Annotated in this window: 20 protein-coding genes; all 20 read left to right on the top strand. The window is 60.9% G+C overall.

Annotated features, from left to right (window positions below; genetic code table 11):
• Window positions 1-8: 8 nt before the first annotated feature.
• The 20 genes from RBB49_RS00440 (at window position 9) to RBB49_RS00345 (ending at window position 23,853) form a co-directional block, all read left to right on the top strand.
• On the top strand, window positions 9-3,494 hold the full coding sequence (locus RBB49_RS00440; RefSeq protein ID WP_306140670.1) for a flotillin family protein: 3,486 nt from the start codon (window positions 9-11) through the stop codon (window positions 3,492-3,494).
• Window positions 3,494-3,931 (top strand): SRPBCC family protein, encoded by a 438-nt coding sequence (locus RBB49_RS00435; protein ID WP_305989028.1) that lies wholly within the window; start codon window positions 3,494-3,496, stop codon window positions 3,929-3,931. Before RBB49_RS00440 ends, RBB49_RS00435 begins: the two co-directional genes overlap by 1 nt.
• Before the next feature lie 93 nt (window positions 3,932-4,024).
• Window positions 4,025-4,426, top strand: a complete 402-nt coding sequence (locus RBB49_RS00430; protein WP_306140669.1) for a nuclear transport factor 2 family protein — start codon at window positions 4,025-4,027, stop codon at window positions 4,424-4,426.
• A 17-nt stretch (window positions 4,427-4,443) separates the two neighbouring features.
• Window positions 4,444-4,887: an SRPBCC family protein gene (locus tag RBB49_RS00425; RefSeq protein ID WP_306140668.1), complete on the top strand. Its 444-nt coding sequence runs from the start codon at window positions 4,444-4,446 to the stop codon at window positions 4,885-4,887.
• 3 nt (window positions 4,888-4,890) lie between these two features.
• The gene (locus RBB49_RS00420) at window positions 4,891-5,697 is read left to right on the top strand and encodes a xanthine dehydrogenase family protein subunit M (protein WP_306140667.1); all 807 of its coding nucleotides are present in this window, start codon (window positions 4,891-4,893) and stop codon (window positions 5,695-5,697) included.
• Window positions 5,694-6,176, top strand: coding sequence for a (2Fe-2S)-binding protein (locus tag RBB49_RS00415; protein ID WP_306140666.1), 483 nt, complete (start codon window positions 5,694-5,696; stop codon window positions 6,174-6,176). The genes RBB49_RS00420 and RBB49_RS00415 overlap by 4 nt, the downstream gene beginning before the upstream one ends.
• Window positions 6,176-8,032: a xanthine dehydrogenase family protein molybdopterin-binding subunit gene (locus RBB49_RS00410; RefSeq protein WP_306140664.1), complete on the top strand. Its 1,857-nt coding sequence runs from the start codon at window positions 6,176-6,178 to the stop codon at window positions 8,030-8,032. Before RBB49_RS00415 ends, RBB49_RS00410 begins: the two co-directional genes overlap by 1 nt.
• 2 nt (window positions 8,033-8,034) lie before the next feature.
• On the top strand, window positions 8,035-9,057 hold the full coding sequence (locus RBB49_RS00405) for a xanthine dehydrogenase family protein molybdopterin-binding subunit (RefSeq protein WP_306140663.1): 1,023 nt from the start codon (window positions 8,035-8,037) through the stop codon (window positions 9,055-9,057).
• A 3-nt stretch (window positions 9,058-9,060) separates the two neighbouring features.
• Complete coding sequence (locus RBB49_RS00400; RefSeq protein ID WP_306140662.1) at window positions 9,061-9,942, top strand: MoxR family ATPase; 882 nt, start codon at window positions 9,061-9,063, stop codon at window positions 9,940-9,942.
• A complete protein-coding gene (locus RBB49_RS00395; RefSeq protein WP_306140661.1) occupies window positions 9,939-11,042 on the top strand; it encodes a VWA domain-containing protein in 1,104 nt (367 codons plus the stop codon). The genes RBB49_RS00400 and RBB49_RS00395 overlap by 4 nt, the downstream gene beginning before the upstream one ends.
• Window positions 11,039-11,914: an amidohydrolase gene (locus RBB49_RS00390; protein WP_306140660.1), complete on the top strand. Its 876-nt coding sequence runs from the start codon at window positions 11,039-11,041 to the stop codon at window positions 11,912-11,914. The genes RBB49_RS00395 and RBB49_RS00390 overlap by 4 nt, the downstream gene beginning before the upstream one ends.
• Window positions 11,915-11,958: 44 nt before the next feature.
• Window positions 11,959-12,807: an N-acyl homoserine lactonase family protein gene (locus RBB49_RS00385; protein ID WP_306140659.1), complete on the top strand. Its 849-nt coding sequence runs from the start codon at window positions 11,959-11,961 to the stop codon at window positions 12,805-12,807.
• A gap of 57 nt (window positions 12,808-12,864) precedes the next feature.
• Entirely contained in the window at window positions 12,865-14,475 is a 1,611-nt protein-coding gene (locus tag RBB49_RS00380; protein WP_306140657.1) for an isochorismatase family protein, read from the top strand.
• 10 nt (window positions 14,476-14,485) lie between these two features.
• Window positions 14,486-15,208 (top strand): SDR family NAD(P)-dependent oxidoreductase, encoded by a 723-nt coding sequence (locus RBB49_RS00375; protein WP_306140656.1) that lies wholly within the window; start codon window positions 14,486-14,488, stop codon window positions 15,206-15,208.
• Window positions 15,209-15,499: 291 nt separating this feature from the next.
• The gene (locus RBB49_RS00370; RefSeq protein ID WP_306140655.1) at window positions 15,500-17,506 is read left to right on the top strand and encodes a DUF4114 domain-containing protein; all 2,007 of its coding nucleotides are present in this window, start codon (window positions 15,500-15,502) and stop codon (window positions 17,504-17,506) included.
• 295 nt (window positions 17,507-17,801) lie between these two features.
• Window positions 17,802-19,376, top strand: coding sequence for an HlyD family efflux transporter periplasmic adaptor subunit (locus tag RBB49_RS00365; RefSeq protein WP_306140654.1), 1,575 nt, complete (start codon window positions 17,802-17,804; stop codon window positions 19,374-19,376).
• Window positions 19,376-20,977: a glycosyltransferase gene (locus RBB49_RS00360; protein WP_306140653.1), complete on the top strand. Its 1,602-nt coding sequence runs from the start codon at window positions 19,376-19,378 to the stop codon at window positions 20,975-20,977. The genes RBB49_RS00365 and RBB49_RS00360 overlap by 1 nt, the downstream gene beginning before the upstream one ends.
• A gap of 176 nt (window positions 20,978-21,153) precedes the next feature.
• Window positions 21,154-22,422 (top strand): hypothetical protein, encoded by a 1,269-nt coding sequence (locus RBB49_RS00355; RefSeq protein ID WP_306140652.1) that lies wholly within the window; start codon window positions 21,154-21,156, stop codon window positions 22,420-22,422.
• Entirely contained in the window at window positions 22,415-22,630 is a 216-nt protein-coding gene (locus RBB49_RS00350; protein ID WP_306140651.1) for a hypothetical protein, read from the top strand. The genes RBB49_RS00355 and RBB49_RS00350 overlap by 8 nt, the downstream gene beginning before the upstream one ends.
• Window positions 22,627-23,853 carry a tetratricopeptide repeat protein gene (locus tag RBB49_RS00345; protein ID WP_306140650.1) on the top strand — a complete coding sequence of 409 codons (1,227 nt, stop codon included), beginning with the start codon at window positions 22,627-22,629 and terminating at the stop codon, window positions 23,851-23,853. Before RBB49_RS00350 ends, RBB49_RS00345 begins: the two co-directional genes overlap by 4 nt.

Raw genomic sequence — 23,853 nt, 5'->3', positions numbered from 1 at the left:
GATCGAACATGGCTGGTCAGCTCATCGGGCAATTGGTGCTTTGGCTCATACTCGCGGTCATCGTCGTCTTCATCCTCTATTGGGTGATGCACTGGCTTTACCGGCGCTCGACCAAGGAAGTCGCCTTCGTGCGAACGGGTTTCCTGGGCGAGAAGGTGGTGATTGACGGCGGCGCGTTCGTCTGGCCGATCATTCACGACATCACGCCCGTCAACATGAATTCCCTGCAGATGGCGCTGACCCGCGAAAAGGAAGACGCGCTGATCACCAAGGACCGTCTCAGGGTCGACGTGGATGCGGAATTCTACGTGCGCGTCGGTCAGACGAAGACCGCCGTCAGTCTGGCGGCATCCACCCTCGGGCGGCGCACGCTTGAACCGGAACGCATTCACTCGCTTCTTTCGGGCAAATTCATCTCCGCGCTCAGAACCGTCGCCTCGGAAATGACGATGGAGGAGCTTCACGAAAGCCGCCATCTCTATGTTGATCGTGTGCTTGAGGCTGCGCAGGTCGGGCTGGACAAGAACGGTCTGGAACTTGAAAGCGTCGCGATCACCGATATCGACCAGACCGGGATCGAATACTTCAATCCGTCCAACAGGTTTGATGCCGAGGGTCTGACGACCGTTATCCGCGAAATCGAGGACCGCCGGAAGCTGCGCAACGACATCGAGCAGGATTCCATGATCCGCATCCGCTCGCGCAACCTGGAGGCTGAAAAGCAGGTTCTGGACATTGAGCGTGAAAGTGAAAACGCACGGCTGGAACAGGAGCGCGAGATCGAGTTCCGCCGCGCCCAGCAGCACACGGACTTGGTTCGCGAACGCGCAGAACGGGAGAAGGAGGCTGAACAGGCCTCTCTTCTGAGCCGCGAAGCCATCGAGACCGCCCGGATTGAAAACGAGCGATTGATCTCCGAGGCGCGCATTGCCTCTGAAAAGGAAGTCCGACAGAAGGAAATCGACCGTCAGCGTGTGATTGACGAAGCGGAGATCGTCACGCGCGAAGCCGTGGAGAAAGCGCGGATCGGGCAGGAGAAGAACCTGACCGAGGAGCGGATCAAGACCCAGCAGATGACCGAGGCGGCGGACATTGCCGCAAAGGAAGCGGTTGAAAAGGCCCGGATCGCGCAGGAACGCGCCTTGTCCGAGGCCCGCATCGCCAAGGACCGGGAGACCGAGGCGCTCGAAATCGAGCGGCGGAAAACCATCGAGGAAACCGATATTGCCGCGCGCGAGCTGATCGAAAAGGCGAAGATTGCGCAGGAAGAAGCGGTGACCGAAGCGCGGATCACCTTTGAACGCTCGACCCGCGAGCGGGAGATTGCGCGCAATCTTGCGGTCGAGCAGGCCGAGATTGCCTCCCGCGAAGCGGCTGAAAAACTGCGCGTCGCGCAGGAGCAGACAGTCAATGCTTCGCGCATCGAGGCAGACCGCGAAACCCGCCGTCTGGAAATCGAGCGCCAGAAGATCCTGGAAGAGGCGGAAATCGCCAGCCAGAAGGCCACGGAAGCGGCCAGGATCGCCCGCGAAAAGGCTCTCTCGGCGGAGCGCATCGCCTCCGAACAGGCGACACGTGCGCTTGAGATCGAGCGTCAGCAGCAGATCGACATCGCCCAGATCGCCGCCCGCGAGGAAACCAACAAGACACGGATCGCCCAGGAAGAGCGCATCAGAAACCTGGAAATTGCCTCCAACAAGGCGATCGACGAGGCCGAGATCGCCGCGCGCGAGGCGGTTGAAAAGGCACGCATCGCCCAGGACAGGCAGCTGTCGTTCGAGCGCATCGCGGCGCAGGAGGCGACTGACGAACGTGACGTCGCCCGCCAGGCGGCCCTTGATGCGGCCAATATCGCCGCCAAGGAGGCAACCGAGGCGAAGCGCATTGCTCAGGAGAAGGTGATCGCGGCAGAGCGCATTTCCTTCGAGCAGGAAACACGCGGGCTGGAAATCGCGCGCAACAAGGCGGTCGAGGAAGCCGAGATCGCGGCGCGCGAAGCGGTCGATGCGGCCCGGATCGCTCAGGAAGCCAAGATCACGCTGCAGCGGATCGAAAGCGAGGAAGCGACACGGGAACGCGACGTTGCCCGCGCAAAGGCCATCGAGGCGGCGGAGATCGCCAAGCTGGAGGCAACGGAAGCCGCGCGCATCGCCAAGGAAAAGAAGGTCGCCGCCGAACGCATCGCCTACGAGCAGGATCTGCGCGAACGCGAGATTGCACGCAACCGCGCGGTCGACGTCGCCAACATCTCGGCGCAGGAGCTTGTCGAGGCCGCGCGCATCGCACAGGAAAACAAGGTCCGCACGGCGGAGATTGCCAAGGACGCAGACATCCGTGCGCGCGAGATCGAGAAGACCGAGGCGATCGAGACAGCCGAAGTCGCCTCGCGGCGTACAGTCGAGCAGGCCCGCATCGCACAGGAGCAGAAAACAACGGCCGAGAAGATCGCCCGGGACGAGACGATCAGGTCGCTGGAGATTGCCCGCAACAAGGCCATCGACGAAGCCCAGGTCGCGGCAGATCAGGCCGTGGAAGCTGCCAGGGTTGCCAAGGCAAAGTCCATCGACGCGGAAAAGATCCTGGCAGAACAGGAGCTCGACGCGAAGAAGCTGGAACGCAAGAAGGTGCTTGAGCAGCTCGAGATTGCCCGTGTCCAGGCCTTGCGCGAAGCCGAAATCGTCAGCCAGGAAGAGATCGAGCGCGCGCAGATCGCCTCCGAGCGCGGTCTGGACGATGCCCGCATAGGCCACCAGACGGAACGCAGACGTCTGGAAATCGAACGCGAGAAATCGGTCGAGAGCGCCCAGATGGACAAGGCCATCGAGCTCTACAAGAAGTCGCTGGATGAAAGCGCCGCCGCGGTCGAAGCGGAAGCCGCCCGCGCGCGTGCCACCGAGGCCGCGGAAAAGGTCAAGACGGCACAGGAGACGGAAGTCGCCACCCGACGCAAATCCGTCGATGTGGTTCTGGCAGAAAAGGAAGCAGAGGAAAAGCGCATCGCGGCGGAAGCCGAACGCATCCGCAGGGCCGTGGAGGCCGAGGCGCAGAAACTCATCAACGAGGCGGAAAACGTGCTCACCGACGGTGCCCGTCATTCCCTGTTCAAGCGCAAGATGCTCGAACATGTCGAAGGCATCGTCGCCGCATCCGTCAAGCCGCTTGAGAAGATCAACGACATCAAGATCATGCAGCTCGGCGGCAACGGTTCCGGCGGTCTCGGCTGGGCCGACGGCAACGGCGGTGTGGCCGGAGGCGGCGGTGGCGGAGGCGGCGGCAGCCCGACCGACGAAGTCATCAACTCGGCCCTGCGCTACCGGGTTCAGGCCCCCATGGTCGACAGCCTGCTCAGCGATATCGGCATTGACGGCTCCAACCTTGCCAAGTCGGATGTCATGCGCACGGCCAATGACATGACCCGCGCCGCCAACGAGATGAAGCGACTCAAGGCGGATGACAAGCCCAAGGGCTCCGGCTCCTCGAAGGAGGGCAAGTAATGGCCCGGGTCTACACGTCCTCCGTGATCAACGCGCCTGCGGCAAAGGTCTGGGAACGGATCCGGGATTTCAACGGACTGCCCAAGTGGCACCCGCGCATTCGCGAGAGCCGTATCGAGGACGCGCTGCCCGCAGACAAGGTCGGCTGCATCCGGAACTTCAACCTGCAGAACGGCGACAATATCCGCGAGCAGTTGCTCGGCCTGTCCGACTACGACCTCTTCTACAGCTATTCGATGCTCGAAGGTCCGATGCCGCTCAGCGACTACATCGCCACGCTCCGTCTGACACCTGTGACGGAAGGGGACCGTACCTTCATCGAGTGGTCGGCTGAGTTCGAATGCGACCCGGAAAACGAGGACGATCTCGTCAGCGGGATCGGGACGAATGTCTTTCAGGGCGGTTTCGATGCTCTCAAGAGGCATTTCGGGGGGTAAGTGCAAGGTTTCGTTGTCAAAAATGGAGGATGGACAATGACATACCGGACTGTTTTAGGCGCAATAGGCTTAGGCTTTGTGGCAACGGCCGCTATGGCGCAAGATCTGCCGCCGCTTGTCGTGCAGCCGAATGCCGAACTGGTCACTTTCGAACATATAGAGGCGTTGAACGCCTGTGACTGGAACCGGCTGATGGCGCAATACCCCGAAGAGGTTCTGTTCATCCTGCCGAACGGGGTCTGGATCGAAGGCCGGAAGAACATCGGCGACGTCTTTGCCGGTTTCTGCAAACCGCGCGAAGAAGGCGGGTTCAAGGGCGCCACTTTCATTGCCGAGAAAGTCAAGACGATCGGCGACACCGTCAACGTGTCGTGGCGCGTGGAAGCTGACTTCCTTGCCGAGCCTTACAAGGGTGCCGACGCATACGTGACACGGGACGGCCTGATGTACGCCCAGGTCACCACGTTCGACCCGAACGACATGAAGTTCAAGTAATCGAAGGCGAAGCGGTGGTGGTCAAGGTTGTACGCAGCACAGTGTTAAAGGCTCCGGTGGATGCCGTTTGGGATGTCCTGCGCGACTTCAACGGCCACGACCGCTGGCATCCGGCGGTTGCGACCAGTCAGATGGAGCGGGGAGAGAGCTCCGATCGGGTGGGCGCGGTGCGCCGGTTCAGGCTTCAGGACGGATCGGAACTGCGCGAGCAACTTCTGACAATGTCGGATCTGGAGCAGAGCTTTTCCTACTGCCTGCTGGATACGCCGATCCCGCTCTTCAACTACGTGGCGCATGTGCGTCTGTTCCCGGTAACCGACGGGGACTGGACGATGTGGGAATGGGAAAGCCGGTTTGACACGCCGAAGGGGCGGAACAGGGAACTGGCGGATCTCGTTGGCAATGACATCTACGTCGCCGGCTTTAAGGCTGTCGCGGAACATATCGGGGTGGAGGCCTAACACATGGTGACGGTAACGACGGTCGATACGCTTCAGGAAGCTGCGGCGAGCAGCGCCGGACAGGCCGTGTTTCTGGGTGGCGGAACGCTGGTGATGCGCAGTGTCAACTACGGCGAATTATCAGTCCCGCAAATCGTCCGGCTGCGCAGTGTTGCAGCGTTGCGCAGCATCAGGGCGGACGGCACGCGCATCGTGATCGGGGCGGCCGCAACCATGGGTGACATTCTCCGGTCTTCCGAGGTGTCCTTTCTGCATCCGGTTGCGCGGCAGATCGGCGGTCCGGCGATCCGCAACATGGCCACTGTCGGAGGCAATATCTTTGCACCGCACCCCTATGGCGACTTCGCGGTCGCGCTGCTTGCGCTCGATGCGAAGCTGCGCCTGTCCGATGGCAGCGAGACTGACCTGGAAAGCCTGCTGGCCGCGCGTGACAATGAGAAGCGGCTGGTTGAATCGGTTTCGATCGCAAGACCTGCCGGCGATGATTTCAGATTTCGAAAGGTCAGCCGGGTGAAGCCCAAGGGGGTCTCGGTGATGAGCCTTGCCGCCTGGCTGCCGCGATCGGCCGGCCGCATTTCCGGCGCGCGCATTGCTTTTGGAGCCATGGCTCCAACGCCCGTCCGGGTCAGAGCAGCGGAAGCAGCGCTTGAGGGCGCCACACTCGATGAAAACGGGATTGCCGGTGCACTTGCCGCCGCCACGCAAGGCCTCACCCCGCCGGATGACGGACTGGCGTCCGGCTGGTACCGCAGCCAGGTCGCGCCGGTCCACCTGAAACGTCTTTTGCTGGGCGAGGGGAGCCGCACATGACAAAGAAGCCGGTCCAGTTCCGATTGAATGGCTCGCCTGCCGCCGTTTTTGTAGACGAGGGGCAGAACCTTCTCGACTTGTTGCGCCGCGGTGTCGGCGATCTGTCGCCCAAGTATGGCTGCGGTCAGGGCACCTGCGGCAGCTGCACCGTGATCATTGACGGCGAACCGCGACTGAGTTGCCTGACTCTCGCCGAAACCGTTGAAGGTCAGCAGGTGGAGACCACGAACGGTCTTGCCGACGGCCCGGATCTGCATGCGCTCCAGGAAGCCTTCATGGAGAACTTCGCGGCGCAGTGCGGCTATTGCACGCCCGGCATGCTCATGGCCGCGAAAGCCCTGCTCGACCGGACACCGCGCCCGAGCCGGGAGGAGATCGTCGAGGCGATTTCCGGGAACATCTGCCGCTGCACGGGGTATGAGCCGATCATCGACGCCATCCTGGCCGCGAGCGGTCAGCCGACACGGAGGACCGGCTGATGTCATCGGTTGAATTCCGGAAAGACCTCTTCGCGGACGAGCGCGACGACAATTTGCAGGAAATCGGCAAACCGACGCGGCGCCAGGACATCCTGGGCCACGTGACCGGGCGCTCGCCCTATTACGACGATCACCTGTTCGACGGTCTGCTTCACATGCGCTGCGTGCGTTCGCCGCATCACCATGCCCGTATCCGGTCCATCGATACCAGCCAGGCAGAACGCATGCCCGGCGTGGTGCGTGTCGTGCTGGCGCGTGATGTGCCCAACAACCTCAACACGCTCCTCTCGCTGATCAATTTCGGCAAGGACGAGGAGAAACTGATCCAGGACACCAAGGTTGCCTATGCCGGTGAGCCGGTCGCCGCGATCATCGCCGAAACCGAAGGGCAGGCACGGGCGGCTTGTGCCGCCGTCAGGGTTGACTACGAGGTGCTGCCGCACGTTCTCGACCCCGAGGCGTCCTTGAGACCGGATGCACCTGTCGTCAACGAGGTCTATCCGAACAACACCTTCGACTATCACGACCTCTACGACCACCAGAAACTGCGCTTCGGGGATGTGGAGAAAGGTTTTTCCGAAGCCGACCACATCGTTGAGGGCGAATACCAGATGTCGCCGATCGAGCAGGCGCCGATCGAGACCTGCGGCGCGATCGCGGCACCGGAAACCAACGATCGCTTCGTCTGCTACACCTCGACACAGGCGCTGTTCTTTTCGCTCGGCACGACCGCCAAGCTTCTGAACATGCCATCCTCCCGCCTGCATTTTGTTGGCGGAACCGTCGGCGGCGGCTTTGGCGGCAAGGTCGACAGTATTGTGGAACCCCTGTCTGTCCTCGGCGCGGTTCTGACCGGGCGGCCTGTCAAATTCATGTGGGACCGGGCGGAGGAAATGCAGGTCGGGGCTCCGCGCGGTGCGGAGCGCTGGCGCATCAAGGACGGTGTTGCCCGTGATGGCCGCATTCTGGCGCGGGCGTTCACCGGTTTCTTCGACGCAGGCGCTTACACGCGGCTGTCCTCCTACGCCATCATCAAGTGCACCGGTCACATTCCCGGGCCCTACTCAATCCCGAATGTTGCCTCCAACGTCTATTGCGTCTTCACCAACCGGACACCGGCGACCGCCATGCGCGGCTTCGGCATCACCGGCGTCGATTTCGCCATCGAGTGTCACATGGACAAGGTGGCCGAGACGGTCGGCCTGAACCCGATTGAACTCAGGATCCTGAACGCCTACCGGGACGGCGATATGAAGCCGCATCGCCGTCTGGCAAAGAACACGGCGCTGATTGAATGCTGTCAGGTGGCCAGCCAGAAATCCGGATGGGCGATCAGTGCGGACGCCGCGCGTCAGTCCAGTCTCGCCGGTGGCGGTGGTACGCGGGCGGAAATCCCTGAAAGCCTGACCGACAGTGTGGGCCGGATAGGCGAACGCAGGCGCGCCGACATACCGACGGAGCCCGGAGCGGGTGCTCCCTCCAGGGGGCGGGTCGCGGCGGGGACTCAGGGCATCCCGATCGTCGCGGCAGCCCCCCAGGATGAGGACATGATCACGGACCCGGCGCGCATGGGGTTCCGGCATGCACCTGCTGCGCCGCCGCAACCGCGCGCGACGCCATCGACCCCGGTTCCACCGGCGGTGGCTCCAACCGGCACGCCCGTGCCATCGCAGCAGGCTGCAGCGCCACCGCAACCCGCATCGCCGCAGCCATCTGCTTCGCAGCCTGCGGCACCCCAGCCTCCACAGGCACCGTCCGACCCGGCCCCGGCACCTTACAAGCCCGAGCAGCCGTTCTCGCGCGGGGTCAAGCGGCCCGGCGTCTCCCGTTTTCTGTCCGGTTCAAGGAGGCGCTGACCATGGCCATTCACAAGGGGCGCGGCTTTGCCTGCATCAACTACCCGATCGGCATGAACCTTGGCGGTGATCCGAGCCAGGCGCTCGTGCACTCGACCCCGGACGGCAAGTTCATGGTATCGCTGTCCTCCATCGATCTCGGACAGGGCATGAAATCGGTCACGCGCCAGATCGCGGCGGAAACGCTCGGTGTTCCGGTGTCGGATGTCTATGTCGATACGGCCGACAGCGACACCGGTCCGCACTGCATGGGGTCCTTTGCCTCGCGCGGGACGCACCGGGTCGGCAATGCCGTCATCCGCGCGGCAACCGAAGCGCGCAAGGCGCTGCTGGAGGCCGCCGCCGAAGAGCTGGAAGTCAATGCGACGGATCTGGAAACGGACGGACAGGGCAACATCCAGGTCAAGGGTGCACCGGGCCGGACGATCACCGTCGCCGACACCGCCATTGCCGCCCAGTTCAAGCAGGGCCGGACCCTGTCCGGCCGGGGCATCTTTCTGATCCCGCCCTCCGATGTCGATCCGGATACCGGCGAAATGACACCCGTGTCCTGTTTCGCCCATGCCGCGCTGGTCGTTGATCTCGAGGTTGACGATGAAACCGGCGAGGTCGCGGTCACGGAGATCAACTCGGCCTACGAGGTTGGGCGGGCCCTGAACCCGCGCCTTGTCGAACAGCAGCTGATCGGTGGTGCCTGGATGGGTGTCTCGCACGCCCTTTATGAAACGACCGAACCCTATTATCCGGACCGGAGCCACGGTCCGGTGGACTTCAACACCTATCTGATGCCCGGACCGGGCGAAGTGGTGAACCACAACATTGCTGTTCTGGAAAGACCTGCCGAGGACGCGCCCTTCGGGGGCAAGGGGCCCGGCGAGATGTGTGCCAATCCCGTCCTTCCGGCCATTGCCAATGCCGTTTACAACGCCGTCGGCGTCCGTTGCGACACGCTGCCCATCACGCCGGAAAAGGTCCTGCGGGGCATTCTCGCCAATGGCGGCGCGCAGCCGCAGGGAGCGCGCTGAGCCATGCCCGTCAAGCCGTCCATCGTCGGGATCGACAGCCCGGATCGCCTCCGGAATGCCCTCAATGCCGCGCAGTATATCGCGGGAGACGATCTGTCGACGGCTGCCTATCTCGCCCTGGCGCTGGGCAAACCGCTCCTACTGGAAGGCGCCCCGGGTGTCGGCAAGACGGAAGCCGCAAAAGCCATCTCCTCGGTGCTCGGCAGGCGCGTCGTCCGGTTGCAGTGCTTTGAGGGGATCGATGCGGCCTCTGCGCTTTATGAGTGGAACTACACCAGGCAGATGCTCGCGATCCGGCAGGCCGGCGACGACTACGTCAACATCTATGAGGACCAGTTCCTGCTGCAGCGTCCGATGCTGGAAGCGCTGCGGTCGCCCGATGACTGCGTCCTCCTGATCGACGAGATCGATCGGTCGGACCAGGAGTTCGAGGCCTTTCTGCTGGAGTTCCTGTCCGATTTTGCGATTTCAATTCCGGAGACCGGAACGGTGCGTGCCGCCCGCCCGCCGGTCGTCGTGCTGACCTCCAACCGCACCCGTGACCTGCACGAAGCGCTTCGTCGGCGCTGTGTCTATCATTGGATCGACTATCCGGACATTCACCTTGAAGCCCGAATTGTCATGGCACGGGCAAGCACTGTTGCCGAGGCAACGGCAAACGCGGTCGCCGGCGCGGTCGCCAAACTCCGGACGGAGCCGCTCGCCAAACCGCCCGGCGTTGCCGAGACGGTGGAATGGGCGGAAGCGGCAACGCTGCTGCACAGCCAGGGCGCAGCCTGGCCCGAGGCGTTCCGCCGGGCAATCGGCGTGGCGCTCAAGGACCACGATGACCTGACCTTTCTTGAAGGACGGCTCGACAGTTTCATGCCGCAGGAGGCTGCATGACCCTCCCGCGCGCCAGCAGACCCTTCGTCGAGTTTCCCGCGATCCTCAGGGCGCACGGGTTTGCCGTTGCGCCTGATCAGACCATCGACTTCCTGCAATCGATCAGTCTGCTTGGCCCGCGCGACATCGCCGATATCCGGCGCGCAGCCCTCGCCACCCTGGCGATCCCGCGTGAGCGCCATGCGGAATTCGATGCGCTGTTTCAGGCCTTTTTCCTCGGCCAGGCATTGGCCGCACCGATCGAGGATGAGGATGGTGAAGACGGTGTCGAGGCGTTCGAGCCTTCTTCCGAAACAATCGAGATCGACCAGGATGAGGGTGAGGAAGAACCGGGTGAGCTGGCAGCCTCTGCGGAACTTCTTGGCCGCCGGCAATTCGCGGCAATCGCCGATCCCGACGTCCTCATTGACCTGGCCCGGCGGGCTGAGAAGGAACTGCCGCGCAGACAGTCATACAGGCGCTTCCTCGACAACGGGGGAACGCGGATCGACCTGCGCCGCGCCCTGCGGCAGGCACTCCGGCGTGACGGCGAGGTCTTCGATCTGCCGAAGACCCGGCGCAAGACGAAGCAACGCCGCATTCTGCTGCTGATCGATGTGTCCGGGTCGATGAAGGATCATAGCGATGCTGCGCTCCGGTTCGCCCACGCACTGGTCCAGTCGGCGGACAGTGTCGAGGTTTTCAGTCTTGGCACACGGCTGACACGGATCACCGCGCCTCTCAGGATCAAGGATGCCGACCGGGCGCTCGACGGTGTCGGGGCGGCAGTGGCCGATTTCGACGGCGGCACGCGCATCGGGGAGGCACTTGCCGCCTTTCTGGCCGTGCCGCGCTTTGCCGCATATGCGCGTGGCGCCGCGACGCTTGTTTTGTCCGATGGACTTGAACGCGGGTCCCCCGAGGCGCTGATTTCCGCCGTTCAACGGTTATCGCGGGTGTCCTGGCGGCTCGACTGGCTGTCGCCGCTCGCCGCCGATCCAATGTACGAACCGCGCACGGAAGCCCTGTCCGCGTGCCTTCCCTATCTCGACGCGCTTGTGCCCGGTGACCGGATCGACGCCATGTGCACCCATGTTCTGTCCCTTGCGAGGCCCGCATGATCGACGCCCACCATCATATCTGGCTTCAAAAGGATCTGCCCTGGCTCCTGGGTCCGGAACAGCCGCGCATATTCGGCCCTTATGCGGCGATCAAGCGGGATTACCTGATCGACGAATTCCTGGCCGACCTGGAAGGGACAGGGATCGAAAAGTCGGTCTATGTCCAGGCCAACTGGGCGCCGAACTGGTTCGAGGACGAAGTCGCCTGGGTTCAATCCGTTGCCGATGAGGCCGGATGGCCGCACGGGATTGTCGGGTTTGCCGACTTTACGGTGGAAGATGTCCGCCCGCAGCTGGACAGGTTGAAGAAGTACCCGCTGATGCGCGGTATCCGGCAGCAGCTGCACTGGCATGAAAATCCGCTCTACCGGTTCGCTCCGCATCCCGGTCTGCCGGCAGATCCGCTTGTGCGTAAAAACATTTCCTATCTTGCCGATTATGGCTGGTCCTTTGATCTTCAGGTCTTCGCATCGCAGATGGAAGATGCCGCCGGGCTTGCCGAGAGCTGTCCGGATGTTCCGTTCATCCTGATGCATGCGGGCATGCTGGAAGACACGACGCCGGAAGGCGTCAAGACCTGGCGCAAGAGCATGCGCAGGCTCGCGGCATGTCCGAACGTCTTCACCAAACTGTCCGCCTTCGGCACGTTCATCCACCGGAACGATCCGGAATTCATCGCCTTCATGATCAAGCAGAGCCTGGACCTCTTCGGGGCCGAGCGCTGCATGTTCGGGTCGAACTTTCCGATCGAAAAACTCTGGACCACCTATGCGGATCTTTTTGCGGCCTTCCGGCAAGGCGCGAAGGGTCTTTCGAAAAGCAAACAGCAAGCGATCTTTCACGACACGGCTGAGCGGGTCTACCGGCTCTAGCCACCCGTCAGCCTGACTGCCTTTCATCTATGGGAGAAACACAAATGGCCCTTACCATCCATGTTCTGGACTACGGAGACATTGAGCTCGAGACGTCCTTTCTCGTGCTCGGCCACGAATGCGGCCGCATCCGGCGGGTTCCTGTCTACGGCTTTCTGATCCTTGGAGGGACACATCCCGTTCTGGTCGACACCGGCTATCGGGACAATGCGATCATGGAAAGCCTCGGCATGCGCGGCCTGCAGTTCCACGACAACATGATCGAAAATCAGCTTGCCAAACACGGGCTGAAGCTGGGCGACATCCGCTATATCCTGCACACGCATCTGCACATCGACCATGCCGGCAAGGACGATCTGTTCCCGATGAACACGACTGTTGTTCTGAACCGCAGGGAGATGGAATTCTCGGTCTCCGGCATCATGTATCCGCAATATCCGAAGCCGGACATCATGCATCTGGTCGAGCGGATCTACGAACCGGAGGCGATGCGTTTCCTCGATCTGGAAATCACCGGCGCGGAGGAGATCATTCCGGGCGTCTGGTGCGAGGCCGCCGGTGCGCATACCGAAGGCTCTATGAACGTGATCGTGGAAACGGCGGAAGGACTGGCCTGCATCTGCGGTGATGTCATCTACGATTTCAACGATCAGATCGTCAATCACGTCTACACCAACAACTGGATGGAGCCGCGCGTGACCGGCAACCACGCCGGTTCGAAGCGCGAGGAAAAAGGCGCGATCAAGAAGCTCCTCAACAATTACACTTTCCTGCTGCCGGTGCATGACCGCCCGGCGAAGATCCAGAACCAGCAGGTTGTCGGACGACTGTCCATGACCGTTCCAGGTCCGATGACGGAGACCGTGCCCGAGCGGCAATGGTTCCCGATGTAGCGGACGCGATCACTGGAAGCCTTTGCTTCCTTGGCTAGGAAAGACCGGGAGGGATCCGTGGGACATACCGTTGTCGACCCGAAATTCTTGGAACTGATGGACCAGCACGCCGCTGTTGAACGGATCGGCACAGGTTTCGTGTTCACCGAGGGGCCTATCTGGCATCCGTTGGAACATCATCTCCTGTTCTCCGACATGCCCGGCGATGTCAGGCGCAAATGGACCCGGCAGAAGGGTGTGAGCGAGTATCTGCGCCCGTCGAACAAGGGCAACGGCATGACCTACGACGCGGAGCTGAACCTCCTCGTTTGTGAGCATGCCACGAGTTCGGTCGCAAGGTTTCGCCCTGACGGAACGCGGGAACTGCTCGCCTCGCACTACGAGGGCAGGGAACTCAATTCCCCCAACGACATAGTTGTCAGGTCGGATGGGGCGGTTTTCTTTACCGATCCGACCTATGGCCGCATGGAGCATTTCGGTGTCCCGCGCGCGCTGCAACAGGGCTTTCAGGGGGTCTACATGCTGCCTCCCGGACACCGGCCGGGCGACGAGGCAGTTCTTGTTTCGGACCGCTACATGTTCACTCAGCCGAACGGGCTCTGCTTTTCGCCTTGCGAACGCTGGATGTGGGTGAATGACACCGAGCAGGCAAATATCCGCATGTTCGATGTCGGTGAAGACGGCAGGCTCAGAAACGGACGCATCTTTGCGTCCGGTATCAAGGATGCGGTGAAGGCAGGTGTGCCGGACGGCATGAAGGCCGATGCCAACGGCAATGTCTGGGTGACGGCGCCTGGCGGGGTCTGGGTCTATTCGTTCGAAGGACTTCTGATCGGAAAGATCGAAGTGCCTGAAATGGTTGCCAATCTGCATTGGGGCGGAGAGGACTGGCAGACCCTTTTCATGTGTGCCTGTACCTCCGTCTACACAGTTAAAACGAAGGTTCGGCCGCGCCTGGAGCCCTTCATGTCCGCCAAACCGGCGAGCCATGCGACTGCGGACACGGCCGCTGTGGCTGCCGGGTCTGTCGGCGCATCTTCCAAGGGGCTGCAGCTTGCCGACTGTCCTGCGCTTGATCCGAAGAAAACCGCGCTCCTGATCCAGGACCTGCAGAATGATGTGATGATCGACGGGGGTGCATTCGAGGGAACCGGCTCCCCGCAGCATGCGCGCGAGCAGAATGTGGTTGCCAATGCGATTGCCCTTGCGGACGCGGCCCGGCGGCACGGAATTCCCGTCATTCACATCTGGATGGTTTGCGAGCCAGGTCATCCGCTGCTTGCGCAGCACGCGCCGCTGTTTCAGGGACTCAAGGGCGAAAACGCCCTGGTGAGGGGAACGTGGGGCGTTGCGCCTGTTCCCGGACTTGAGCCGAAACCGGGCGATCTGGTCTGCGAGAAAATGTCGATGAGCGGCTGGGAGACATCGCGCCTGGAAAGTTATCTGCGTCATGCCGGTATCGATACGATCATCAACACCGGTTCCTGGACCAACATGAGCGTGGAACACACGGCGCGCACGGCTGCGGACAAGGGCTTCAGGGTGGTTGTGCCGGAAGACGCCTGCTCTACAATGAATGCCGACTGGCACCGCGCCTCGATCAACTACGCCATGCAGAATGTGGCCCATGTCACGTCGGTTGCCTCGGTCATGTCCGCGCTGGGATAGGAGCCATTGAATGAGCAGGATCGCGATCGTCACCGGAGGTGCGCAGGGCATCGGCTATGCCTGTGCGAAGAAACTGAAGTCCGACGGAGCGCGTCTTGTTCTTTGGGATATGGACGAGGAAGTTCTTGGGTCAGCGGCAGCGGAGCTCGATGCAACGGCCATCAAGGTTGATCTCTCCGACTGGAACGCGGTCTCCGAAGCCTATGAGCGCACCAGGTCGCTTGTCGGCAGTGCTTCCATTGTCGTGAATTCGGCAGGGATTGCCGGACCGAACATGCCTGTCGAGGACTATCCGGTCGCCGACTGGGCGCGGATCATGGACATCAACGCAAACGGGTCGTTCCATGTACTCAAGGCGGTTCTGCCTGATATGAAGAATGACAATTTCGGCCGTGTCGTCCTGATCGCCTCCGTCGCCGGCAAGGAGGGCAATCCGAACGCCTCGGCCTACAGTGCCTCGAAAGCCGCCGTCATGGCGCTCGCCAAGAGCGCCGGCAAGGAATGTGCGGGCTACGACATCGCCATCAACGCGGTAACGCCCGCCGCCGCGCGCACGCGCATTTTCGATCAGATGAGCCAGGAGCACATCGACTACATGCTGTCGAAGATCCCGAGAAACCGCTTTCTCGAAGTGTCCGAGGCCGCAGATATGATCGCCTGGCTGTGCAGCTCCGAAAACAGTTTTACAACCGGGGCGGTCTTCGACCTGTCCGGTGGCCGCGCGACTTATTGAGCTGCCCGGCTGTACGCCGCGACCGTCGCTTCAAACTCCTCTTGCGAAGGCCGTTGGCACAACGGTTTTGCGGTCCGCACGGCTTTCGCAGAACGGAAATCTTTGTTTGCAGAACTGAAATACGCTGTTGTTTTTTCGGAAGCAGCAAACTCGACTGAAAAATGGTAAATGTGTAACTTTTTGAAAAATAAGAGAAAAATCTTTGGAAAAGTTAGCTGGTTAATGGCCCCTTAACTGCACAGCTCCGGCTGAAATTGCGCGTCTGCGCGTTATCAGAAGGAGTGCAGTAACATGCCTAGCTTACCCGCAACACGTCCCGTCATCGGGACCAATGAAGATGATGTTTTGAATGGCTCGAAACACTCCGACGTAATGTCCGGACGTTTCGGCGACGATCTCCTTACCGGCAAGAACGGCAATGACGAAATCTGGGGTGGAACCGGAGACGACACGCTATACGGCGACAACGGCAACGACATTCTCTATGGCTCGGGCGGTCCGAGCCTCGTGCAGGTAACGTCGGTCGAGATCGCCGATGACTATCCCGTTTCCGTTGTTTTCGAAGGCGAGACCGCCGGATACCGCAACACGTTCGGCTATTACAAGATCGCCGAAGACGGCACGATCCAGGACGTCGAGTTCATCTGGCCGAACGCCTCACTGCAAGGCAGCGGTGGTGATCTTGTTGCCGGTCAGTCCCGCGAATTCCTCGATGTGAGTTCCGGTGACCGTATCGCCTTCTTCATCGTTTCCAACGGTTACAGCCGCAATGGCGGATATTCGCATCTCGACATGGAGAACGGCACGCTGGAGTTCCAGAACTCCGATGGAAGCCAGGCAACGCTTAACAGCGACAGCCCGCGCCTTTATCACATTGCCCCCGACGGCACGAAGACGCTCATCCAGTATGACCCCTACCACACGTCCGCTTATGGCGACACGGTTAACCTGAACCCGGACAACATCCTGCATACGACCGGTGTCCTGAAGACCGATGCTGGCACGCTCACCCTCGGTTTTGAGGATCTTTTCAACGGTGGCGACCGCGACTTTGACGACAGTGTCTTCACGGTCGATATCGGTCTTGCCAATGCCTTGCTCCTGAACGCGCATTACAATCAGGACACTGGCGGAACCGATCCCGATCCCGGCAATGGTGGCGACACGCCGGTCGTCGTAGAGCGGTCCGACAACGACCACCTGCATGGTGGAACGGGTGCCGATGAACTCCATGGCCGGTCCGGCGACGATTGGCTTTACGGAAACAACGGCGATGACGACCTGCATGGCGGCAGCGGAGACGACAACCTTTATGGAGGATCGGGCGAGGACAAGCTCTATGGCAATTCCGGCAACGATAGTCTCTATGGCGGCCAGCAGAACGACGAGCTGAACGGCAACAACGGTGACGATACGCTTTATGGCGAATCCGGAAACGACACGCTCAATGGCGGCTCCGGCAACGACACGCTGGACGGCGGCAATGAGAATGACACGCTCAACGGCGGTTCCGGCGATGATGCCATGCAGGGCGGCTACGGCGACGACGCAATGAACGGCGGCATCGGTAACGACACCATGGATGGCGGCAACGGCGTTGACACGCTCATCGGCGGTTCCGGCGACGACATCATGCAGGGCGGTTACGGCGACGACATCCTCAAGGGGGGTGCCGGCAATGATGAACTGCGCGGTGGCCACAACAACGACAAGCTCTACGGCGGTCACGACGATGACACGTTCTACGGAGATGCCGGAAACGACTACATGCATGGTGGTCAGGGCAACGACACCGTCGACTACTCCGCCTTTGGCGTCGATCTGTCGATCCTGCTTCACAACAAGAAGGCACACGGCCTGGAAATCGGAACGGATACGCTCCACTTCATCGACAACATCAAGTCCGGCTCCGGGGACGACATCCTGAAAGGGACGTCCGGCGTCAACGTGATTGACGGCGGTGCGGGCGATGACGAGATCCGGAGCCTTGGCGGCAGCGACACGCTGACCGGTGGCACCGGCATCGACACGTTTATCTTCCGCAGCTACGACCTGAGTGGCCTGGATCTCATCACCGATTTCGTTATCGGCACGGATCTCCTGGACTTCAGCCACCTTGCCGGAAGCGATGATGACCAGACCTTCCTGGGCAAGCTCCAGGCGACAGGGTCGGACGGTGACACGCTGCTGTCCGTCGATCTATCGGGCAACGGCAGTTACAACGACATCTGCACATTGAGCGGTGTCGGCGAGCAGTCGCTGCAGTTCCTCTATGACAATGACTGCTTCGTCTTCTGAGGAGTGAATCTTGAAAAACCAACAGGCTGCGGAACTCGTTTCGCGGCCTCTTTCCGATTCTGACAAGCACTGAAAACTTTGCAAAATGGGAAGACCCCCGGGCCGCACAGGCCATCGGGGGTTTTTCATTTTGCAAAACCGATAAACGGCGCTTGCGGGTGAAAATTGAAAAGATATGAAAAATCAAAGGATTATTTGAAGGTGGCAGTGCGCCTGTAGGAACGTTAACCACGCTGCGCCGTTGGCATCCCAGTTGCAAAAGAACTGCTGTCGACGCAACAACGGGAAGCAGAAATTGGAAATCATTCACGAAAGACCCAGCCAGAGGCTGCACTACCGGGTAACGGCGCCGATGCGCGTTGCCGTGGGAGAGCAGTCTTTCGACGCTGTCGATTGGGGTCTTGGCGGCTGCCGGATCGCCGGTGCCTTTCGTGATCTTCCGGACGTGGGCACCAGTCACGAATTGCTGTGCACCCTCCCGTTCCAGGGCTTCAACATCACGCTGAAAGCGGAAGCGGAAGTCGTTCGCCTCGACGCGGAAAAGGGCGAGGTCGCCTACCAGTTCGTGCAGCTCGGTGAGCGTGAAACCGCTCTGATGCAGCATTTCGTCGAAGACCTCGTGCGCGGCAAGATGACGGATGTCGCCGACACGATTGTACGCATCGACACGCCGGTCACCCCGGTTCCGACAAAACCCGATCCCAATCCTGCCGAGGCCATGCCGGTCCGCCGCTGGCCCGTCAAGCAGATCGTCATGACCCTGTTCTATTTCGCTCTCGGCGCGGTGGTTTTCGGCTATGTCGGTCTTTATGTATTCGCGACCCTGTTCCGCCTCGAAGTGACGTCGGCGGTCGTGACATCGGAGCGGCAGGCCATCACGGCACCGGCGAACGGCCGGGTCCTGAACGTGCAGCACGGCATTGGTGACATCGTCGCCGCCGGACAGGTTCTGCTCGTCATGGAAGACGGGCGGCACGAAGAGGCTTTGCGCCGCGCCCAGACTGCGCTCGCTTCAACCCGGGCCGAGCTGGCCGAGACGGAGGCCCTGCTTGCCGAGGAGAACCGGAAGGCCGAGGGTTACGCGCTTGTTGCACGCAACAATGTACGCCAGGCCGGGTCGCAGGTCGAAGGGCTGGAGCTTGCAAAAGAGAACGCGCTTCTCAAGGTAGAGCGCATGCGCTCCCTGGCCACGAAGGGCCTTGCACTTGCCGATGATGTCGAGGCGGCGGAACTGGAACTCAAGTCGGTGATCTCCGACCTTGAACGCAAGCAGATCCACATTCAGGAACTTGAAGAGCTGATTGCCGGCGGCGACAGTGTCCGGCTCTTTACCGGCAATGCCTTTGCCGGACGTCTTGCGGAGATGAAGGCAAGGGTTGCCCGGCTGAAGTCCCAGGAAACGTTCCAGGCTTCCATGGTTACAGACCTGATGGCAAAGGAAGCCAGGCTCAAGGTCGCAGCTCCCTTTTCAGGTCTCATCAAGGAGAAAGATATCCTGGAGGGGACCGCGGCCAAGCAGGGCGAACCGCTTCTGGTTCTTGAAAAGTCGGGATCGGAATCGGTCAGCGCCTATCTCACCCAGGACGAGGTGCAGCACATTCGCCTGGGAACGACCGCAAACATTTTTGTTCCTTCCGAAAACCGTTGGGTGACGGGTACGGTCGACCACATCGACCGGACGGACGGGTTTGTCGATGAAGTCTCCGAAACCTTCCGGTTCAGGGCACCGGATGCGCGTTCCGCAAAGGTCACTCTGATCCCGGTAGAAGATGCTTTTCCAGCCAGTGGCACACCCATCACGGTTTATTTCGAGCGCCACCGGAACAACATCGTCTTCCGGACTGCCCAGCAACTGGTGAGTGGACTGTGATGGCACAAGACAGATCATCACTCCCCTACAAGGTGGACGAGATCATGCACCAGCCGAAGGGCTGGGCGAAATGGACACCCTGGGCGCTGTTTCAGATCATGCTCTATTTCGGTTGCTGCTTCATCGGTGTCACGATCTTCGAAAACGTGTTTTTCAGCCCGTCCACGAAAGAGATCACGTTCGTCATCGGCCTCCTGGGCATCTGGCGCTACGGCTGGTGGTTCACCCATGCCGTCAGGGCGTGGATCTACGGCAAGTTCGTTTATCCCTCCATGCGCGATGCGGGCAAGAAGGTCTGGGATGATGGCTGGCGTCCGCGGCATCTGCATTTCATGATGACGACCTACAAGGAGCATCGCGACATCACAGAAAAAGTCATTCGCTCGATCTGCCGTGAGATCAGGGATGCGGGCGTTCCGGGCACGATCTGGCTCGGCTCCGGCGACCGCTATGACGAGGAGCTGATTTCCAATCTGCTCGTTCGTGAATGGTCTGATCTGGATGTCACGCTTCATGTCGTGCGGCAGAACCAGCCGGGCAAGCGGCTTGCCATCGGTCTCGTCCTGCGCGCGATGAGCCGCGGCAATGTCGAGGCCGATGATCTCATCATCTTCATGGACGGTGACTTCATCCTTGCCCCCAACGCAGTCGGTGCCTGCCTGCCGCTGTTCAAGCTCTATCCCGACCTGCAGGCCTGCACGACTGACGAGGAAGTGCTCTGCATCGGACCCAGATGGGTCGCCAACTGGCTGACCATGCGCTTCGCCCAGAGGCGCCTTGCGATGCAGTCCCATTCCCTTTCCGGCCGGGTTCTGACCCTGACGGGCCGCATGTCCGTGTTTCGTGCCAACCACCTGGTCAAGCTGAAGTTCATCCGCCTGCTGGAAGCCGATCACCTGGAGCACTGGCTCTGGGGCAAGTTCCGCTTCCTGTCTGGGGACGACAAGAGCACCTGGTACTACATGCTCCAGTCCGGCTGCCGCATGCTCTACGTCCCGGATGCCATGGGCTACACGGTCGAGGTGATCGAAGGATCCGGCATGGACCGGATGGTGCAGAATTTCCGCCGCTGGTCGGGTAACATGCTGCGCAACGGCACCCGGGCGCTGGCGCTCGGTCCGCACCGCATGCCCTTTTTCATCTGGTGGTGCCTGCTCGACCAGCGGATTTCCATGTGGACCATGCTCGTGAGCCCGGTTCTGGCCGTCTGCACGTCGTTCCTTTACGACCCGCACTACATCTTCGGCTACATCGTCTTTATCTGCATCACGCGCATGCTCTTGTCGCTGTTCCTGTTTCAGTATGCGCGCAAGGTGGATCTCAGCTATCCGTTCATCCTCTATTTCAACCAGCTCATCAACGCGTCGGTGAAGGTCTATTGCATCTTCCGGCTGTCAAAGCAGCGCTGGTCGAACCGGGGTGACCAGCGCGCGGGCGAGGGTGACGGCCTGATCGCAACGCTGCAGAACTGGATGGCGAGCTATCTGACGTTTCTTTATGTCACGATGCTCTTCCTCGGCGTGTGCCTGATGGCCGGTCTCATCGATCCGCCAAGCAGCGGCATGATCACCTATCTGCTCGGCTGGACGGCGTCAGCCTGAAGGCCGATGCGGTTTTTCATTTTGCAAAACCTTCCTTTTCAATATCGAACTACGCGCGACTTCCCAAAATCGGAAAATGAAATCAAGCATATGATTTTATTGAAGATTTAAATGTAGCGGCGCGCTGGCCCGGTTCTTGTTTCTAAAGGCGCAGAAACAATTTCAGGGGCTTTGCCATGAGACTGACATCAAAATTCTACACCGCTGCCATGGCCATGACCGCGATGATCGCGCTGGCACCGGTCGCGTTCAATATCGTGGTCGATGCGTTCGATCACAACAGGCTGGTGGACCTTGATCTGAACAAGAAGGAAACCAGCGTCAGGGCGCACTACCCCCTCTACAAGATGATCGAGTATCCGCGCATCAAGGCACCGACCGTCATTCTGGGCGACAGCCGGGCGCGGGCGCTTCAGGACAGGTACTGGCAGGAACTCGGCCGTGACGATGTTTACAACTTCGCTTATGGCGGCGCGACTGTTTACGAGATCTACGATACGTTCAAATACCTGCGTGATACGGTCGAACTCGACACGCTGATCGTGAGCCTGCCATTGAGGAGCATGGATGCGCGCTTCAAGGGCGGCATGAACCGTGTGCCGGAGGCGATCGCGCTTGCCGACAATCCCTTCGGCTACTACACGAACTGGTTCGTGGCCAAAACCGGATGGCAACTGCTTGAAGACCGCTATCCCGCCCTCACGGGTTCCTTTGAAGACATGTCCTTCTGGCCCGTTCAGGAAGCCAGGGCGGCCGATTTCAACGCGATCGGAAAACTGTCGGTTGAAGCGCTTCTCGATCCTGCTCTTTGCGACGAATGCGCCCTGAGTTCGTCGGTCTCCGCGCTCCGGCTTCCGGCGATCTATCACGGTCACGGTTTCGGTCTGGGGCGCTGGGCCGGTTACTGGCCCGAAATCACGATAGAGCGTGATCTGCCACAGCTCTTTGCCAAGCAGGTCGGCACAAACGGTGCGGCCGACTGGCGCCGCTTCAAGCAGTCGGACGAGTTGTGGGCGATGGTGGAGGAAATTGCCTCATGGTCTGCCGACAACGATGTTGACCTCGTTTTCCTGATCCCGCCGACCATCTCCGAGATGCAGCGCCGGATTTCCGATTTCGGTCTGACGGCGGCCAATCACAAGTTCCGCGAGCGGCTGTCGACACTGGCTCCTGTCGTGGACCTGGACTTCGACACGCCCTTCACCCGGGAGCTGGGGAACTTTACCGACGCTTATCACTTCGGCTCAGACCCGGCGCGCCGGATCGTCGGTGAGCTGCTGATGCTGATCGACCGCGATCCGGAGAATGTCGCCATGGCTGGCAGCCGCCGCAAGGACATGGTCTGCCCGCTCACACCCGCTGAAACGGCAAAGTCCCACAAGGTCGGAACGCTGGAACTGCTGGAAGGTGTTTCGTGCAGGATCTGGAGGCGGACCGATGGCTAAATCCCGGTTTTCATTTGAAGAAACAATCATCTGCGCGACTGGTCTGCTCATTGGAGCTATCGCGGCTGCGGGCTTCAAGGAAGCGCAGGACCTGACCCCGACAAACCCCGACGAGCACGAATGCTCCTGCAACGAATACGACCTGCCGCTGAACACGATCGACATTGGCGGGCCTACGACGGAACTCACCCTGGAGGTGCTGATATGACCCGGATGAACAAGAAAACGCTTCTTTGGAAAGGGCTGCTGCTCGGAGCCGTATTCGGTGTCGCCGGAGCCGTGGCGCTGTCTTCAGACACAGCGCCGGTAAAGGCCAAGTCCGAGCGGATCGATCCGACCATTGAAGAGATGATCAAGCAGGCCCGCGGCCTTCAGAAGGTCGGCCGCTGGCAAGCAGCTGCCGATATCCTGACCCAGCTTGCCAATGACGGTCATCCGGTTGCGCTCTTTCATCTCGGCAGGGCCTACAAGAACGGCTGGGGTGTGGACACCGATCTGGACCAGTCCCGGCTGATCTTCATGGAAGCCGTCCGCTATTCCTTTGCGTATCGCGGCGAGACCGCTTACGAACTCGGCCGGCTCTTCCAGCGCTCTTCTGGTGACAAGTGTGCGGAGATCGCGCTGCAGTGGTTCATGAAGGCGCTTGAGTGGGATTATCCCAAGGCACATGTGCAACTAGCCAAGCATTATGAGCGCGGTATTGGTGCCGAGCGTGATCTGAACGCGGCATTCCACCACTACGAACAGGCTGCCATCGCCGGCTACCCGTCCTCGACCATCAACTATGCGCGTATCCTGCTGACGGGACGTTATGGCCTGACGCCGGATCCCGAACGTGCCCGTTTCTGGGCCGAGCGTGCGATAGCCGGTCTGGAACAAAAGGCCCGCGACGGATCTGCAAGCTCTGCAAAGACCCTCGGCCGCATCTACCGGGACGGTGAATTCATGACCGCGGACCGGTCGCTCTCCGAAGACTGGTTCCTGCGCTCGGCCAATCTTGGCGATGCAGGTGCGATGCATGATCTCGCCTTGATGCTGCTGGCCGGCACTCCGGACGACAACACGGCCGGGGAAGCGCTGAAATGGTTGCGCCTGGCCGCAACCGCCGAACATGGCGGCGCGCTGACGGCGCTTGCCCGTCTTCATCTGAAGGAAAAGCACGGATTGGAGCCGGAAAGCGCGGTTGAACTGCTCGAGCGCGGCGTCGCAGTGGGTCATCCCGGCGCAATGCAGGAACTCGCACGGCTCTTCGCCAAGGGCAACCTTGTGCTCCAGGATCGCCAGAAAGCCATCGAGCTTGCCCAGAAGGGGGCCGATCGCGGTCACCAGGGCAGCACCAGCCTCCTGAAGGAACTGCTTCAGGAGGACGAGGCAAACCTGACGATCATCGAGAAATCCGTTCAACCCGTTGCCGACAAGAAGGAGGGCTGA

It is taken from the genome of Roseibium sp. MMSF_3412, from assembly GCF_030733265.1.
GTDB lineage: Bacteria > Pseudomonadota > Alphaproteobacteria > Rhizobiales > Stappiaceae > Roseibium.
Note: the sequence above shows the minus strand (reverse complement) of the source record. Positions and strands in the feature narration are given on the sequence as shown.